Here is a 16,650-nt window from a genome sequence, read left to right as displayed (position 1 = left end):
GCGCCTCGGCAAGAACAAAGTAAAGGGCTATCGTTAACCCCATCGCAGCCCCATCCGCCTACAAGAACCGGAGCCCCGCCCATGAGCACGCCCTCAATCACCCATTACATCAACGACGAACGCGTCAGCCGCGATGACCGCGCGCAAAACGTTTACAACCCGGCCACCGGCGAGGTGTCTGGCAGCGTCGCGCTGGCCAGCCAGCAAACCGTGAACGAGGCAGTAGCCGCGGCCCAGGCGGCGTTCCCAGCGTGGAGCGAAACCCCGCCGATCCGCCGCGCGCGGGTGTTGTTCGAGTTCCTGCGCCTGCTCAACGAGCGCAAGGATGAACTGGCCCACATCATCACCGCCGAGCACGGCAAGGTGTTCACCGACGCCCAGGGTGAAGTCGCCCGCGGCATCGACATCCTCGAGTTCGCCTGCGGCGTGCCGCAACTGCTCAAGGGCGACTACACCGACCAGGTGTCGCGCGGCATCGACAACTGGACCATGCGCCAGCCGCTGGGCGTGGTCGCCGGGGTGACCCCGTTCAACTTCCCGGTGATGGTACCGATGTGGATGTACCCAGTGGCCCTGGCCGCCGGCAACACCTTCGTGCTCAAGCCAAGCCCGCTCGACCCTAGCGCCTCGCTGTTCATGGCCGACCTGCTGCGCGAAGCCGGCCTGCCCAAGGGCGTGTTCAACGTGGTCCAAGGCGACAAGGAATCGGTAGACGCACTGATCGACCACCCCGACGTGAAAGCCCTGAGCTTCGTCGGCTCGACCCCGATCGCCCAGCACATCTACCAGGCCGGCGCCGCCAACGGCAAGCGCGTGCAAGCCCTGGGCGGCGCCAAGAACCACATGGTGGTGATGCCCGACGCCGACATCGACCAGGCAGTAGACGCCCTGATCGGCGCCGGTTACGGCAGCGCCGGCGAGCGTTGCATGGCCATCTCGGTCGCGGTGCTGGTAGGTGATGTGGCTGATCGGCTGGTGCCGGCCCTGGCCAAGCGCGCCCAGGAACTGCGCATCACCGACGGCCGCGACCTCAAGGCGGAAATGGGCCCGATCGTCAGCAAGGTGGCCCTGCAGCGCATCGAGGGCTACATCGAGCAAGGCGTGCAAGCCGGCGCTACCCTGCTGGTCGACGGCCGCACCTTCAGCCCCGACGAGCAAGGCCTGAAGGCTGGCTTCTGGACCGGCGCCACGCTGTTCGACCACGTCACCCCTGAAATGAGCATCTACCGCGAAGAGATCTTCGGCCCAGTGCTGAGCTGCGTGCGCGTGCGCGACTTCGGCGAGGCGGTCGAGCTGATCAACGCCCACGAATTCGGCAACGGCGTGAGCTGCTTCACCCGCGACGGCAACATCGCCCGCGAATTCTCCCGGCGTATTCAGGTGGGCATGGTCGGCATCAACGTACCGATCCCGGTGCCGATGGCCTGGCACGGCTTTGGTGGTTGGAAAAAAAGCCTGTTCGGTGACATGCACGCCTACGGCGAAGAGGGTGTGCGCTTCTACACCAAGCAGAAGTCGATCATGCAGCGCTGGCCTGAAAGCATCGAGAAAGGCGCTGAGTTCACCATGCCGGTGGCGAAGTAACGTTGCTTGAAAGCCCCTCGCCCGGCGCCAGCCGGGCAAGGGGCCTGCAACCCTATTCCACCTTGTGCCCCGCCTTGTCATAAATCTCGACGATCGTCGCGTTCTCCCGGTTGATCAGCAAAAAGTGATCGCCCGATTTCACCCACTGGGTGTTTTCCTTCGGCGCCGGCAGCTTGTAGTTCTTCCAATCCTTCAGCGCCACTTCGTCCCGGCTGTTTGGGTCTGGCACTTTATCGCCCGTGCCATAGCACTTGGTGTGATCGAGGAACTTCATGAATACCTCGTTCTTCTGGCAGTCGGCCGGCTTCTCGTTGTCGGCGTGCGCCCACTGTGGGCCCAGGGCCAATACCGCACTGGCCAGCGTGGCATACACCACCTTGCGTACTGTCGCGCTCATGCTCGTTTCCTTTTATTGGCACTGTGTAACTTGGAGCCGGGCAAAGGCGTGGCGGTTCAGCTTAATGTTCGGCGGCGGGCGCCGGGCATAACCTTAGTCCGATACAGTCTTTCACCCGCGCCCCCCAGGCTTTGAATACTCGCTGGCTCCATTCCTTGCCCTGGCGATGTTCCCATGCCCCTACGCTCCATCCTGCTGGCCGCTGGCCTGCTGCTCTCGGCCGCCGCCGCGCAGGCCGCGCAAACCGTAGACATCGGTTACCAACGCTCCTCCACGCTGTGGATCCTGCTGAAGAACAACGGCCAGCTCGAAGAAAAGCTCAAGCCCCTGGGCTTCACGGTGAACTGGCACGAGTTCAGCAGCGGCCTGCTCAGCGCCATGAACGCGGGCTCGGTTGACCTGCACGCCGACGTCGCCGACGCCTTCGCGCTGTTCACCCAGGCGGCCAACGCGCCGCTCACCTACTACGCCCGCGAAACCCCGGCGCCGAGCGCCCAGGCGATCATCGTGCAAGCCAACTCGCCGGTGCACAGCGTGGCCGACCTCAAGGGCAAGCGGGTGGCGGTGTCGAAGGGTTCGGGCAGCAACTTCCTGTTGATCAGCGCACTGAAAAGCGCCGGGCTGACCCTGCAAGACATCACCCCGGTGTACCTCGAAGCCCCCGACGGCGTGGCCGCGTTCAGCAACGGCAGCGTAGATGCCTGGGCCATCTGGGACCCGTTCCTGGCCACCCAGCAGCGTGAGCATCAGGTGCGGGTGATCGCCGACGGCAGCGCCGGGGTGGCCAACTACAACCGCTTCTACGTGGCCAATACGAGCTTTGCCAAGGCCCACCCAGAGGTGCTGCAGGTGGTGTTCGACACCCTCAAGCACACCGGCCAATGGGTCAAGGCGCACCCGCAAGAGGCGGCGCAGCAGCTCGGCCCGCTGTGGGGCAACATCCCGCCGGCCACCGTCGAGCTGGCCAACAGCCGGCGCAGCTACGAGATCGTGCCGGTCAAGCTCGATGAGCTGGCCGAGCAGCAACGCATCGCCGACACCTACTACGCCGCCAAGCTGATTCCCAAGCCGCTGACGATCGACACCATCGCCACCTGGGCACCCACTGCCCACTGACCGCCTGCCTGGAGCCGCCTTGCCATGAGCCGCCAAATCCACCTGTCTGCCTTTTTGTTGTCTGGCCCGGTGATCCACAGCCACGCCGCCTGGCGCCACCCGCAAACCGTGGGCAACTACCTGGACCCGGAGTACTACGCACGTACCGCGCGGGTGGTCGAAGAAGGCCTGTTCGACTTTCTGTTCTTCGCCGACCGCCTGGCGGTGGGCGACCAGATGGGCGGCTCGCGGGAGCTGGCGCTGCGCTACGGCGCCCAAGACGCCACCCGCCTCGACCCGCTGCCGGTGCTCTCCTACCTGGTGGGGCAAACCCGCAAGCTGGGGCTGGGCGCGACCCGCTCCACTACCTATTACGAGCCGGCGCACATCGCCCGCGAATTCGCCACCCTCGACCACCTCTCACAGGGCCGCGCCGCGTGGAACATCGTCACCTCGATGAACGACAGCGAAGGCCGGCTGTTCGGCAAGGCCAAGCACCTGGAGCACGACCTGCGCTACGACCGCGCCGACGAGTTCGTGCAGGTGGCGCTGAAGCTGTGGCAAAGCTGGGGGCGCGATGCGCTCAAGCTCGACCGCGAACAAGGCGTGCTGGCCGACCCGTCGCGCATCCACTCGGTGAACCACCAGGGCGAATGGTTCAAGGTCGAAGGGCCGCTGAACATCCCGCGCCCGCCCCAAGGCCGCCCGGTGTTGATCCAGGCGGGCTCCAGCGGCCGCGGCCGGCGCTTCGGCGCGCGCTGGGCGGAAGCGATCTTTACCATCCACCCGCACCTGGCGGCGATGCAGGCGTTTCGCAACGACGTGCGCGCCCAAGTGGTCCAGCAAGGCCGCCATGCCGACAGCTGCAAGGTGCTCACCGCGGTGATGCCTTTCATCGGCGGCAGCGAGGCCGAGGCCCGCGCCAAGCGCGACCAGCACAATGCCCTGGCGCGGCCGGAGTTGGGGCTGGTCACCCTGGCCTCGCAGTTGAACGTCGACCTCTCGCCGTTCCCGCTCAACGCCACGCTGGCGCAAGTCGCGGCCTCACCCTTGGTGCACGCCGCCGCCGCGGAAAAACTGCTGATGCAGGGGCCCAGCACTACCCTCGAGGAACTCGGGCGGATCTTCGCCAGCAGCGTGCGCGTGCCGCAACTGGTGGGCACAGGCGCCCAGGTGGCGGACCAACTCGCCGAGTTGTTCAACCAGGGCGGCTGCGACGGCTTTGTGGTGTCGCCGGCGTTCCTGCCGGGCTCGTTCAGCGAGTTCGTCGAGAGCGTGATCCCGCACCTGCAGCGCAAGGGGCTGTTCCGCACCGCCTACGAAGGCAGCACCCTGCGCGAGCACCTGGGCCTGGCGGCGCTGGAAGACTGAGGTATGCTGGGCCGCCAGCCCCCGCCTGCGAGCCCCGCCATGATCCACCCCGCGCTGCCCAGTGACGAAGCCGCCATCCGCGCCTGCGCCGAGCAGGCCTATGCGCCCTACATCCCGCTGATCGGCCGCCCGCCAGCGCCAATGCTGGCCGACTACGCCGCGCAGATCGCCGCCGGCCAGGTGTACGTAGCCCGTGGTGCTGGCGATGAGTTGCTGGGGTTCGTGGTGCTGTGGGCCGAGGCCGACCATGTGCTGCTGGAGAACGTGGCGGTCACCCCGGCCGCGCGGGGCCAGGGCATCGGCAAGGCGTTGATCGGGTTTTGCGAGGGTGAAGCGCGGCGCCTGCGGCTGCCGTGCGTGCGGCTGTACACCCATGCCTTGATGAGCGCCAACCTGGCGTTGTACCCGCGGCTGGGGTATGCCGAAACCGGCCGGCGCCGAGAGCACGGGTTTGATCGGGTGTTTTTCGAGAAGGCGGTGTAACCGCCGTAAGGCTGTTCGCTTGAGCCATTTCGGGGCTTCATGGAGGGGATCAATCTGAGAGCGCTGCTGATTTTGTGCATGGGCTTCAGGGCCTATCGCCCGGCACAGCCGGCCTCCCACCAGATTTGTGTAGTCCCGATTTCCTAGGCAACACAGGAACCCGTGGGAGGCCGGCTGTGCCGGGCGAGGGGCCGCTAAGCCGAGCCTAAAGCTCAGGGTCCTCATCGCCGGCATACAGCTCCGACTGCTTGTACAGGTCATGCACATGGCGGATCAGCACCATGATCACCGCCGCCACCGGCAGCGCCAGCAGCACCCCGGTGAAGCCGAACAACTCGCCACCGGCGAGCACGGCGAAGATCACCGCCACCGGGTGCAGGCCAATGCGGTCGCCCACCAGCATCGGCGTCAGTACCATGCCTTCAAGCGCCTGGCCGATCACGAAAACACCGGCGATCAGCCCCAGGTGCAGCCAGTCGAGGCCGAACTGGAACAACCCGGCCACCATCGCCACGCCGATACCAGTGATAAAGCCCATGTACGGCACGATCGACGCCAGCCCGGCGATCACCCCCACCAACAGGCCCAGCTCCAGGCCCGTGAGCATCAGCCCGCAGGCATAGATACCGCCTAGGGCGAGCATCACCAGCAGTTGCCCGCGCACGAACGCGCCCAGCACCTCGTGGCATTCGCCGGCCAGGCCGACGATCTGCTTCTCGCGTTGGCGCGGCAGCAGGCTGCGGATCTTGGCCATCATCACGTCCCAGTCGCGCAGCAGGTAGAAACCCACCACCGGGATCAGCACCAGGTTGGCCAGCCAGCCCACCAGCGCCAGGCTGGACGCCGTGGCGCGCTGCAACACCAGGCCGACGATGTCGGTGGTCTGGCCCATGTGCTCGGAAATCGCTGCCTTGATCTTGTCGAACTTCCAGAAGCCCTCGGCCAGGCCCAGCTTGGCCTGGGCCCAGGGCAACGCCACCTGCTGCAGCCAGTCGAGCATCTGCGGCGCCAGTTCGTACACCCGCACCACCTGGCGCGCGAGCATCGGGATCAGCACCACCAGGCCCAGCACCAGCACTAGGGTGAACACCACGAACACCACCACCACGCCGAGGGTGCGCGACAGCCCCCAGGCCTCGAGGCGGTCGACCAGCGGGTCGCCCAGGTAGGCCAGCAGCATCGCCACCAGGAACGGCGTGAGGATCGGGTGCAGCAAATAGATGAACGCGCAGCACAGCAGGGCAATGCCCAGCCAGAACCAACGGTGCATGTCAGCCATGGTCAGCCCTTACCAGTGAAAACGCAGAGGGGCCGGGCCGGCGGGCACCGGCGCGGGAGCTACCGCGGGTTGGCCGGGCACGGGCGCCGGGGTGGCGGCGGGCGGTGCCGGCTCGGGCGGGCTTTCCTGCAATTTCGCCAGGCCGAGCTGGGCCCGCAATTGCTCAGGGCTGCCGGTGACCTGGTACACCGCGGTGTCACCGTTGATCGAGGCCAGGCGGCCGCCGAAGCTGTCGAGCAGGCGGCTGAGCTGGCCGTAGCGCTCGAGGTTCATGCCCTGCACCTGCAGGGTCATGTCGCTGCTGGCGCCCGGCTTGGCGATGAAGCGCGGCGCCAGGCGCTCGCTGACCGCCAGCATCACCGCGTCGGCCAGGCCGGCGGCATCGCTGCCCTGGGCGGTGCCCTGCTCACGCTGGTTGCCCAGCCACAACTGCCATTTGGCCTGCAACTGGCCGGCGCTACCGGTGGCGTGCACCGCCAGCAGGGCGTCGGCGCCGTAGCGCTCGGAGGCGCCGCGCAGGGCGCTGGGGTCGTTGCCTTCGAGGGTTTTCGCGCTGGCCAGCGGCTGCTCGGCCAAGTCTGCCAGTGGCAGGCGCAGCGGCAAGCCGCGGTGCTGGGCGGCGCGGCGCAGCGGGTCGGCGCTGGCCTGGCCGTCGCCGGTGAGGTTGGTGCCGTTGTCGCTGTCGGTCAGCCACCAGGCGAGGATCGACGGGCGGTTGGCGCCCCAGGTCGGCAGGCCGGCGCTGCGCAGGGCGGCGTCGGTCGCGACCGGGTCGAAGTCGACCTGCAGCGCCGGCGGTTGGCCGGCGTCGAAGCCGAATTGGCTGATGATCTGTTTAGGGTCTGCGCGCACGCCGGCCAGGCCCGCGCTGGCGAACGCCTTGGGGTCGCCGGTCAGGCGCAGCACCAGGGTTTCGAGGGCGCGCTGGGTGGCCTGGTCACGCTCTTCGGGGGCTTGGCTGGCGGCCGGCTCGCGCACCTGGTAGAGGTTGTTGACGGTCTCGGCGTGGGCGCCAAGGCTGGCCAGCGTGGCGCAGGTCGCAAGCAGGAGGGTGTGCAGACGCATGAAGGATTCCCGAGGGGCAAAAGCGGTTCGTGCAGTGTGACCACACTTTCCCGTAAAACACTCAGCGTGCCAATAAAAGAATTGTTCAAAATGCGCGGCCCGTCTCGCGAGGATGGTCCCTCCCGGCCAACCCTGCTAGAATCGCGCGCCTTCGCAGACCTAGCGTCAAAGGCTGCCTGGCGGTCGCGCGCCAGGGCGGCGCGCGCGGCGTCTTTTTTTCGAAAAGCCCCTATCTATAGGCCAAATCATGAGCAAGCAACCTTCCCTGAGCTACAAGGACGCCGGTGTAGACATCGACGCCGGCGAAGCACTGGTCGAACGCATCAAGGGCGTGGCCAAGCGCACCGCGCGCCCTGAAGTCATGGGCGGCCTGGGGGGCTTCGGCGCCCTGTGTGAAATCCCCGCCGGCTACAAGCAACCGGTACTGGTCAGCGGCACCGACGGCGTCGGCACCAAGCTGCGCCTGGCGCTGAACCTGAACAAACACGACAGCATCGGCCAGGACCTGGTCGCCATGTGCGTGAACGACCTCGTGGTCTGCGGCGCCGAGCCGCTGTTCTTCCTCGACTACTACGCCACCGGCAAGCTCAACGTCGACACCGCCGCCACCGTGGTCACCGGCATCGGCGCCGGCTGCGAACTGGCCGGCTGCTCGCTGGTGGGCGGCGAAACCGCTGAAATGCCCGGCATGTACGAAGGCGAAGACTACGACCTGGCCGGCTTCTGCGTGGGCGTGGTGGAAAAGGCCGAGATCATCGACGGCTCCAAGGTAGTGGCCGGCGACGCGCTGATCGCCCTGCCCTCCTCCGGCCCGCACTCCAATGGCTACTCGCTGATCCGCAAAATCATCGAAGTGTCTGGCGCGGTGATCGAAGACACCCAGCTCGGCGGCAAGCCCCTGGCCGACCTGCTGATGGCGCCCACGCGCATCTACGTCAAGCCGCTGCTGCAACTGATCAAGCAAACCGGCGCGGTCAAGGCCATGGCCCACATCACCGGCGGCGGCCTGCTCGACAACATCCCGCGCGTGCTGCCGGCCGGCGCCCAAGCGGTGATCGACGTGGCCAGCTGGGCGCGCCCGGCGGTGTTCGACTGGCTGCAACAGCAGGGCAACGTCGACGAGCACGAGATGCACCGCGTGCTCAACTGCGGTGTGGGCATGGTCATCTGCGTGGCACAGGCCGACGTCGAGCGTTCGCTCGAGGTGCTGCGCCAGGCCGGTGAACAACCTTGGGTGATCGGCCAGATCGCCACCGCCGCCGAAGGCGCCGCCCAGGTCGAGCTGAACAACCTCAAGGCACACTGATGCCGCGCACCTGCAATGTGGTGGTGTTGCTGTCGGGTACCGGCAGCAACCTGCAAGCCCTGCTCGACAGCAGCCAGGCCCCGGGCAACCCGGCGCAAATCAGCGCGGTGGTCTCCAACCGCGCCGACGCCTACGGCCTGCAACGCGCCGAGGCCGCCGGCGTACCCACCGCCGTGCTCAGCCACACCGACTACGATGGCCGCGACGCCTTCGACGCGGCGCTGATCAGCGCCATCGACGGCTACAGCCCCGACCTGGTGGTGCTGGCCGGCTTCATGCGCATCCTCACCCCCGGCTTCGTGCGCCACTACCAAGGCCGCCTGCTGAATATCCACCCCTCGTTGCTGCCCCAGTACAAGGGCTTGCACACCCACCGCCGGGTGCTCGAGGCGGGGGATGCCGAGCATGGCTGCACCGTGCACTTCGTCACCGAGGAACTCGATGGGGGACCACTGGTCGTACAGGCGGTCGTACCGGTAGACTCGGGCGACACGCCAGACACCCTGGCACACCGGGTTCACGCCCAGGAACACCAGATCTACCCGCTGGCGGTACGCTGGTTCGCCGAAGGCCGTTTGACGCTGGCCGGCAGCGGCCAGGTCCATCTGGACGGCCAACCCCTGCCCGCCACCGGCCATGTGATTCGCCATTAGGAGACACTATGCGTCGCGCCCTGCTTCTAGCCTTCGCCCTGCTTGCCCCGCTGGCCCAAGCCGCCGACCTCAAGCCGTTCAGCGCCAGCTACACCGCCGACTGGAAACAACTGCCCATGAGCGGCACCGCCGAGCGTAGCCTCAGCGCCAACGCCAATGGCCAGTGGTCGCTGAGCTTCAAGGCCTCGATGATGATCGCCAGCCTCAGCGAAAGCAGTGAGTTCAAGTACGACAAAGGCAGCTTCCTGCCCCAGAGCTACAGCTACGAGCGTGGCGGCCTGGGCAAAAGCAAAACGGTGAACCTCGACTTCGACTGGTCGGCCAAGAAAATCACCGGCAGCGACCGCGGCGACGCGGTCAACCTGCCGCTGAACAACGGCGTGCTCGACAAATCCACTTACCAACTGGCCCTGCAACACGACGTGGCCGCCGGCAAGAAGAGCATGAGCTACCAGGTGGTAGACGGCGACGACCTCGACACCTACGACTTCCGCGCACTGGGTGAAGAGAAGGTCAACACCAAGGCCGGCAGCATCGACGCGATCAAGGTCGAACGCGTGCGCGACCCCACCCAGAGCAAGCGCACCACCGTGCTGTGGTTCGCCAAAAACTGGGACTACCTGCTGGTGCAACTGCAGCAAACTGAAACCGACGGCAAGGAATACACCATCATGCTGCAAGACGGCACGGTGGACGGTAAGGCGGTAAAAGGTAACTAAACGGCTGCAAAGCCTTTGCCCGGCAGCGCCGGGCGAAGGCCTTCAACCCCCTCCCCCGGGTTCCATGAACGATTATTCACACAAGCGAACCGGGTGCGACAATTCGCCACAGCGCCCAGCCTCAGCGGTCTCCACGATTATTACCCTTTTTGCAAAACACCCTTGCAAAAATCGCCGGTTTACTTAGCTTCCTAACAAACCCTATAACGAAGGCCTGCACCACGTCTTGATGCAGGCCCGTTTTCGGAGGAGTTGCAGAATGACCGTACGAGTAACTGAACGTGACGATTCGCATAAATCCCATGAAGCCGTAGCCTCGGGCGTGCGCATCTGGGATGTGTACCAACAGGATTTGCTGGTAGGCATGTTCCATGATGAAAGCGCCGCTCAGACCTACAAGCTCGAGCTTGAGGTCTTGGAGCAGGCGCGCACAGCCAACGCTGAGCACGCCCAGGCCTGACGGCCTTTTCGCCAGCCATGAAAAAGCCCGCTCACGCGGGCTTTTTCATTATGGGTAGGGCTGGCAGGCCCTACCGCCTTACCACATCAGATCATCCGGGATCTTGTAGGCGGCGTACGGATCGTCTGCGTCGGTTTCTTCGACCATCTCGTTGAGCATCACGATGCGCTGCGGGTCACGCTGCTGGATCTTCAGCGCCGCCTCGCGCGGGACCACCTCGTAGCCGCCACCATGGTGCACGATGGCCAGCGCGCCATTGCTCAGCTTGCTGCGCATCAGGCTGTTGACCGACAGGCGCTTGACCTTCTTGTCGTCAACGAAGTTGTAGTAATCCTCGGTGGTCAGCTTGGGCAGGCGGGTGGCCTCGATCAACTGCTTGACCTGCGCGGCGCGGGCCTTGGCCTCGGCTTTTTCCTGCTGCTGGCGGTTCAGCTCGAGGTCGCGCTTGGCTTTTTCGGCCATGGCTTCCTGGGCAATCCGCTGCTGGGTGTCGTCTACGTCGACCTGGCCCTTGTGCTCCAGGCGCTTTTGTTTCTTCTGGTCCTTGGTGACCTGCTTGACCTGCTTCTGGTTGACCAGGCCGGCTTTCAGCAATTGATCTCGGAGGGAGAGGCTCATTTCGCGTTACCTTCGAATAAACGAACTGCGCCGCCAACGCGGCGCACCTAACTGATGCTTACCCGCCGCAGGCCGGCGGGTGTGTTTCCTGTTTCTTGGCTTCGCCCCACAACGCATCGAGCGCCTCGAGGCTGCAATCTTCAATGGGCCGGCCCTGGGCGCGCAAGGCCTGCTCGATAAACCGGAAGCGCCGCTCGAACTTGCCGTTGGCCGCGCGCAGGGCGTTTTCCGGGTCAACCTTGAGGTGCCGCGCCAGGTTGGCTACGCTGAACAGCAGGTCGCCCAGCTCCTCGGCCAGCGCGCCCTCGTAAGCCGGCGCGGCCATGGCGGCGAGCACTTCATCCAGTTCTTCGCGCACCTTGTCGACCACCGGCAACGCCTCGGGCCAGTCGAAGCCGACGGTGGCGGCGCGCTTTTGCAGCTTGGCGGCACGGGCCAGCGCCGGCAACGCGGCGGGCACGTCGTCGAGCAGCGACAATTGCTCCGGCGCCTGGGCGCGCTCGGCGCGCTCCTCGGCCTTGATCTCTTCCCAGCGCCGCTTCACCTGGGTGTCATCCAGCCGTGGCGTACCGAGCGGGGCGTAGAGGTCGCCGGTGGGGAACACGTGGGGGTGGCGGCGCACCAACTTGGCGGTGATCGCGTGCACCACCGTGTTGAAGTCGAAGCGGCCTTCTTCCTGGCCCAGTTGGGCGTAATACACCACCTGGAACAGCAAATCGCCCAGCTCGCCGGGCAGGTGCTCGAAGTCGCCCTGCTCGATGGCGTCGGCCACCTCGTAGGCTTCTTCGAGGGTGAACGGCACGATACTGGCCCAGGTTTGCTTCACATCCCACGGGCAGCCGTGTTGAGGGTCACGCAGGCGCGCCATCAGGTGCAGCAGGTCGTCGAGGCGGTACACGGCCTTCTCCAATCAGGACGCTCGCTGGCGCCGTGCTTCGATGATGTTCGGCAACTGCGAAATCCGCCCCAGCAAGCGCCCGAGGGCCTCCAGGCCAGGGATTTCGATGGTCAGCGACATCACCGCGGTGTTGTCTTCCTTGTTCGAGCGGGTGTTCACCGCCAGCACGTTGAGCTTCTCGTTCAGCAGCATTTGCGACACGTCACGCAGCAGGCCGGAGCGGTCGTAGGCGCGGATGAGGATGTCTACCGGGTAGGTAAGCACCGGCACCGGCCCCCAGCTGACCTGGATGATCCGCTCGGGCTCGCGCCCACCCAGTTGCAGCACCGAGGCGCAGTCCTGGCGGTGGATGCTCACGCCGCGGCCCTGGGTGATGTAGCCGACGATCGGGTCGCCCGGCAGCGGCTGGCAGCAGCCGGCGATCTGGGTCATCAGGTTGCCCACGCCCTGGATTTGAATGTCTCCGCGCTTGCCGTGGCGCGGCGCGTTGCTCGGCCGGCGCGGCAGCAGGTCGAGCTGGGCGTCGTCGCGGTCCGGCTCGGCCAGTTGCTGGGCGTGGCCGAGCACATGGGCCTGGCGCAGGTCACCGGCGCCCAAGGCGGCGAACATGTCTTCGGCGGTGCGCATGTTGACCCGCTCGGCCAGGCGCTCGTAGTCGACCTGCGGCAGGTCGAGCCGGCCCAGTTCGCGCTCAAGCAGCGAGCGCCCGGCGGCGACGTTCTGGTCGCGCGCCTGCAGCTTGAACCAGTGGACGATCTTGGCCCGGGCGCGCGAGGTGGTGACGTAGCCCAGGTTGGGGTTGAGCCAGTCGCGGCTGGGGTTGCCATGCTTGCTGGTGATGATCTCGACCTGCTCGCCGGTCTGCAGGCTGTAGTTCAGCGGCACGATGCGGCCGTTGATTTTCGCGCCGCGGCAGTTGTGGCCGATCTCGGTGTGCACCCGGTAGGCGAAATCCAGCGGGGTGGCGCCCTTGGGCAGGTCGATGGCGTGGCCATCGGGGGTGAACACGTACACCCGGTCGGGTTCGATGTCGACCCGCAACTGCTCGGCCAGGCCGCCGATGTCGCCCAATTCCTCGTGCCATTCGAGCACCTGGCGCAACCAGGAGATTTTCTCCTCGTAGTGGCTGGAGCCAGATTTGACGTCGGTGCCCTTGTAGCGCCAGTGCGCGCACACGCCCAGCTCGGCTTCCTCGTGCATGGCGTGGGTGCGGATCTGCACCTCGAGCACCTTGCCCTCCGGGCCGATCACCGCGGTGTGCAACGAGCGGTAGCCGTTTTCCTTGGGGTTGGCGATGTAGTCGTCGAACTCCCGCGGGATGTGCCGCCAGAGGGTGTGCACGATACCCAGCGCGGTGTAGCAATCGCGCACCTCGGGCACCAGCACGCGAACGGCGCGAACGTCGTAGATCTGGCTGAATTCCAGGCCTTTGCGCTGCATTTTGCGCCAGATCGAGTAAATGTGCTTGGCCCGGCCGCTGATGTCGGCCTGCACCCCGGTGGCTTGCAGCTCTTCGCGCAACTGGCCCATCACCTCGGTGATGAAGCGCTCGCGGTCAAGCCGCCGCTCGTGCAGCAGCTTGGCGATCTGTTTGTACTGGTCCGGCTCGAGGTAGCGGAACGACAGGTCTTCGAGTTCCCACTTGATGTGGCCGATGCCCAGGCGGTGCGCCAAGGGCGCGTAGATGTCGAACACCTCGCGGGCGACCCGCTGGCGTTTTTCCTCGGAGGCGCTTTTGACCGCGCGGATCGCGCAGGTGCGTTCGGCCAGCTTGATCAGCGCCACGCGCACGTCGTCGACCATCGCCACGAGCATTTTGCGCAGGTTCTCGACCTGCACCTGGGTGCCGAGCACCGCCGACACCCGCGGGCTGAGGCTGGCGCTGATGGCAGCCATACGCAGCACGCCGTCGACCAGCTTGGCGACCACCGCGCCGAAGCGCTCGCCGACCTGGGCCAGGGTGACTTTGTCTTCACGCACCGCGCGGTACAGCAGCGCGGCGAGCAGCGAATCCTGATCGAGCTTCAGGTCTGCGAGGATCTCGGCCATTTCCAGGCCGGCCTGGAAGCTCGAGGTGCCATCTGCCCAGGATTGCTTGGCGGTCGGGTCTTCCCGGTCGAGCGTGCGGCTGAACTCGCAGGCCTCCTTGAGGGCCTGGCGGTCCAGCGCCGGGTCGACGCTGAGAATATGATCGAGCCATGCATCGAGGTTGATGCTGCCGTCGGTATTGATCGGCTGCTGTGCTCTCACCTGTACCATGTTGCTTACCTTCCCTATGGCCTTGCCAATGGCGGGCCAATCACGCTGGCTTGGACCTTCGCGGGCCGCTAGGGTCGCCAGTCACATCGCACGTGCGTCCGTGCTCTTTTCGAATAACGCCATGGCCTCGACATGCGATGTTTGCGGAAACATGTCGAGCACCCCAGCACACTTTAAACGATAACCCTGTTGCAGTAATTCCACCGTGTCACGGGCGAGCGTGGCGGGGTTGCACGACACATACACTACTCGCCTGGCGCCCAACGATGATAGGCCTCGAACTGTTTCAAAAGCCCCATCGCGGGGCGGGTCGAGCAGCACCGCGTCGAAGCCGCCGGCGGCCCAGGGCGCGCCGTGCAACGGTTCGAACAGGTCGGCGCGGTGCACCTGAACGTTACCCAGGCCGTTCGTCTCGGCGTTGCCCTGGGCACGCTCGACCATCGCCTGCACGCCTTCGACCGCGACCACCTCACGGGCCAGCCGCGCCAGCGGCAGGCTGAAGTTGCCCAGCCCGCAGAAGAGGTCGAGCACCCGCTCGCCGGGTTGCGGCGCCAGCCATTCCAGGGCCTGGGCGACCATCGCGGTGTTCACCTGCTCGTTCACCTGAACGAAATCGCCGGGGCGATAATTCAGCGAAAGGTTCCACGGCGCCAGGGTAAAGCCCAGTTGGGCGCCCGCCTCATGGGGCTGCGCCGGGCCCTCGCCCTGCAACCACAGCTGCGCCGGCAGGGCCGCGCACCACTGCGCCAGGGCGGCGAGGTCGGCCTCGGGCAACGGCCCGACGTGCCGCACCAACACCGCGCTGGCGCTGCCATGGAACAGTTCGACGTGGCCGATGGCCTGGGGTTTGCTCATGCCCGACAACACTCTGGGTAACTCGAGCAAAATTGTTTGCAAGGGTTGTACCAGTACCGGGCATTGGCTCAGCGCCACGATCGCCTGGCTGCCGGCGGCCCGAAAGCCCACCTCCAGCCGCTGCTGGCGGGCGTCCCAGCGCACTGCCACGCGGGCGCGGCGGCGGTAGCCGAACTCCGGGCTGACCAGCGGCGCCGCCCAGCGCTCCGGCTCGGCCCCGGCGACCCGGCGCAATTGCTCGGCCAACTGGCCCTGCTTGAGCCCCAATTGCTCGCCATGGGGCAAGTGCTGCACGCTGCAGCCACCGCAAGTGCCGGCATGCGCGCAGGGCGCCGGGCGGCGCAGCGGGCTGGGCTGGGCGATGCGCTCGGCGCGGGCCTCGACCACCTTGCCATGGCTGCCCAGCACCCGCGCCTCGACCTGCTCGCCGGCCAGGGCGCCATGCACGAACCAGGTGCGCCCTTCGAAAAAGGCGATGCCGCGGCCGTCGCCGGCCAGCCGCTCGATGCTCAGGGCCTGCTTTTTGCCAACCGGCAAGGCGCTGGCGCGGCTACCGCCGCTGGGCTGGAAACGCAGCCCGGTGGTGCGCTTGGCCATCAGCGTGGCGCGTCGAACAGGCCGCTAGACAAGTAGCGGTCGCCGCGGTCGCAGATGATCGCGACGATCACCGCGTGCTCCACCTCCTGGCTCAGGCGCAGCATGCCGGCCACCGCACCACCGGAGGACACACCACAGAAAATGCCCTCTTCGCGGGCCAGCCGGCGGGTGGTGTCTTCGGCTTCGGCCTGGGCCATGTCGATGATGCGATCGACCCGCTCGGCCTGGTAGATGCGCGGCAGGTATTGCTCTGGCCAGCGGCGGATGCCCGGGATCGCCGCGCCTTCCTGGGGCTGCAGGCCGATGATCTGGATCGCCGGGTTTTGTTCCTTGAGGTAACGCGAGGTGCCCATAATGGTACCGGTGGTGCCCATGGAGCTGACGAAATGGCTGATCGCGCCGTGGGTTTGCCGCCAGATCTCAGGGCCCGTGCCGTGGTAGTGGGCATCGGGGTTGTCGCCGTTGGCGAACTGGTCGAGCACCTTGCCGCGGCCTTCGGCCTGCATGCGGTCGGCCAGGTCGCGGGCGCCTTCCATGCCCTCTTCCTTGCTGACCAGGATCAGCTCGGCGCCGTAGGCGGTCATCGCCGCCTTGCGCTCGGCGGTGGAGTTGTCGGGCATGATCAGCACCATCCGGTAGCCCTTGATCGCCGCCGCCATGGCCAAAGCGATGCCGGTGTTGCCGGAGGTGGCCTCGATCAGCGTGTCGCCAGGGGTGATCTGCCCACGCAGCTCGGCCTGGGTGATCATCGACAGCGCGGGGCGGTCTTTCACCGAGCCGGCCGGGTTGTTGCCCTCGAGCTTGAGCAGCAACGTGTTGCTGGTGGCCCCGCCCAAGCGCTGCAGGCGCACCAGCGGGGTATTGCCGATGCAATCGGCGATAGTGGGGTAGTGCACGGTCATGGCGAATTCGCGATCGGGATTTCGAAGGGCGCCTATCATACCGGCAAACGGCGCCCGGCCATATCACGCAATGTGCAAGGCTTATTCCCAGGAGGAATAAGCCTGGGTT

Annotated in this window: 16 protein-coding genes; 8 read left to right on the top strand and 8 right to left on the bottom strand. The window is 66.3% G+C overall.

The window, feature by feature from the left end; translation table 11 throughout:
• Positions 1-81 precede the first annotated feature (81 nt).
• Complete coding sequence (locus ACFZCE_RS15080) at positions 82-1,584, top strand: CoA-acylating methylmalonate-semialdehyde dehydrogenase (RefSeq protein WP_390940303.1); 1,503 nt, start codon at positions 82-84, stop codon at positions 1,582-1,584.
• A 52-nt stretch (positions 1,585-1,636) separates the two neighbouring features.
• Here the strand turns inward: ACFZCE_RS15080 and ACFZCE_RS15075 are convergent, their stop codons facing one another.
• Positions 1,637-1,981 carry an RcnB family protein gene (locus tag ACFZCE_RS15075; RefSeq protein WP_390940301.1) on the bottom strand — a complete coding sequence of 115 codons (345 nt, stop codon included), beginning with the start codon at positions 1,979-1,981 and terminating at the stop codon, positions 1,637-1,639.
• Positions 1,982-2,155: 174 nt separating this feature from the next.
• On the opposite strand from ACFZCE_RS15075, the gene ACFZCE_RS15070 reads away from it, so the two are divergent.
• From ACFZCE_RS15070 to ACFZCE_RS15060, 3 genes are read left to right on the top strand one after another with little or no spacing between them, the layout of a single operon-like run.
• Positions 2,156-3,097 (top strand): aliphatic sulfonate ABC transporter substrate-binding protein, encoded by a 942-nt coding sequence (locus tag ACFZCE_RS15070; protein ID WP_390940299.1) that lies wholly within the window; start codon positions 2,156-2,158, stop codon positions 3,095-3,097.
• Between the two features lie 24 nt (positions 3,098-3,121).
• Positions 3,122-4,447: an NtaA/DmoA family FMN-dependent monooxygenase gene (locus ACFZCE_RS15065; RefSeq protein ID WP_390940297.1), complete on the top strand. Its 1,326-nt coding sequence runs from the start codon at positions 3,122-3,124 to the stop codon at positions 4,445-4,447.
• A 39-nt stretch (positions 4,448-4,486) separates the two neighbouring features.
• Positions 4,487-4,930, top strand: coding sequence for a GNAT family N-acetyltransferase (locus ACFZCE_RS15060; RefSeq protein WP_390940295.1), 444 nt, complete (start codon positions 4,487-4,489; stop codon positions 4,928-4,930).
• 205 nt (positions 4,931-5,135) lie between these two features.
• On the opposite strand, the gene ACFZCE_RS15055 is transcribed toward ACFZCE_RS15060, so the two are convergent.
• Positions 5,136-6,209 (bottom strand): AI-2E family transporter, encoded by a 1,074-nt coding sequence (locus tag ACFZCE_RS15055; protein WP_390940293.1) that lies wholly within the window; start codon positions 6,207-6,209, stop codon positions 5,136-5,138.
• Between the two features lie 9 nt (positions 6,210-6,218).
• On the bottom strand, positions 6,219-7,274 hold the full coding sequence (locus ACFZCE_RS15050; protein ID WP_390940290.1) for a DUF2066 domain-containing protein: 1,056 nt from the start codon (positions 7,272-7,274) through the stop codon (positions 6,219-6,221).
• A 247-nt stretch (positions 7,275-7,521) separates the two neighbouring features.
• Here ACFZCE_RS15050 and purM point away from each other — a divergent pair, with 247 nt between their 5' ends.
• The 4 genes from purM (at position 7,522) to ACFZCE_RS15030 (ending at position 10,412) form a co-directional block, all read left to right on the top strand.
• Positions 7,522-8,580, top strand: a complete 1,059-nt coding sequence (purM, locus tag ACFZCE_RS15045; protein ID WP_390940288.1) for a phosphoribosylformylglycinamidine cyclo-ligase — start codon at positions 7,522-7,524, stop codon at positions 8,578-8,580.
• Complete coding sequence (purN, locus tag ACFZCE_RS15040; RefSeq protein ID WP_390940286.1) at positions 8,580-9,233, top strand: phosphoribosylglycinamide formyltransferase; 654 nt, start codon at positions 8,580-8,582, stop codon at positions 9,231-9,233. The genes purM and purN overlap by 1 nt, the downstream gene beginning before the upstream one ends.
• A gap of 8 nt (positions 9,234-9,241) precedes the next feature.
• Positions 9,242-9,952: a DUF3108 domain-containing protein gene (locus tag ACFZCE_RS15035; protein ID WP_390940284.1), complete on the top strand. Its 711-nt coding sequence runs from the start codon at positions 9,242-9,244 to the stop codon at positions 9,950-9,952.
• Between the two features lie 259 nt (positions 9,953-10,211).
• Positions 10,212-10,412 carry a hypothetical protein gene (locus tag ACFZCE_RS15030; RefSeq protein ID WP_390940282.1) on the top strand — a complete coding sequence of 67 codons (201 nt, stop codon included), beginning with the start codon at positions 10,212-10,214 and terminating at the stop codon, positions 10,410-10,412.
• Positions 10,413-10,490: 78 nt separating this feature from the next.
• Here ACFZCE_RS15030 and ACFZCE_RS15025 read toward each other — a convergent pair whose 3' ends face one another.
• The 5 genes from ACFZCE_RS15025 to cysM form a co-directional block, all read right to left on the bottom strand.
• Complete coding sequence (locus tag ACFZCE_RS15025) at positions 10,491-11,030, bottom strand: DUF2058 family protein (RefSeq protein WP_390940281.1); 540 nt, start codon at positions 11,028-11,030, stop codon at positions 10,491-10,493.
• 58 nt (positions 11,031-11,088) lie between these two features.
• Positions 11,089-11,928, bottom strand: a complete 840-nt coding sequence (gene mazG, locus ACFZCE_RS15020; protein ID WP_390940279.1) for a nucleoside triphosphate pyrophosphohydrolase — start codon at positions 11,926-11,928, stop codon at positions 11,089-11,091.
• 12 nt (positions 11,929-11,940) lie between these two features.
• The gene (relA, locus tag ACFZCE_RS15015) at positions 11,941-14,187 is read right to left on the bottom strand and encodes a GTP diphosphokinase (RefSeq protein ID WP_390940278.1); all 2,247 of its coding nucleotides are present in this window, start codon (positions 14,185-14,187) and stop codon (positions 11,941-11,943) included.
• 81 nt (positions 14,188-14,268) lie between these two features.
• Positions 14,269-15,639 (bottom strand): 23S rRNA (uracil(1939)-C(5))-methyltransferase RlmD, encoded by a 1,371-nt coding sequence (gene rlmD / locus ACFZCE_RS15010; protein WP_390940276.1) that lies wholly within the window; start codon positions 15,637-15,639, stop codon positions 14,269-14,271.
• Positions 15,639-16,541: a cysteine synthase CysM gene (cysM, locus tag ACFZCE_RS15005; protein WP_390940274.1), complete on the bottom strand. Its 903-nt coding sequence runs from the start codon at positions 16,539-16,541 to the stop codon at positions 15,639-15,641. The genes rlmD and cysM overlap by 1 nt, the downstream gene beginning before the upstream one ends.
• Positions 16,542-16,650 lie beyond the last annotated feature (109 nt).

It is taken from the genome of Pseudomonas sp. NPDC007930, from assembly GCF_042958985.1.
Taxonomy (GTDB): domain Bacteria; phylum Pseudomonadota; class Gammaproteobacteria; order Pseudomonadales; family Pseudomonadaceae; genus Aquipseudomonas.
The sequence above is the reverse complement of the archived record's forward strand: the minus strand, read 5'-3'. Positions and strand labels throughout refer to the sequence as shown.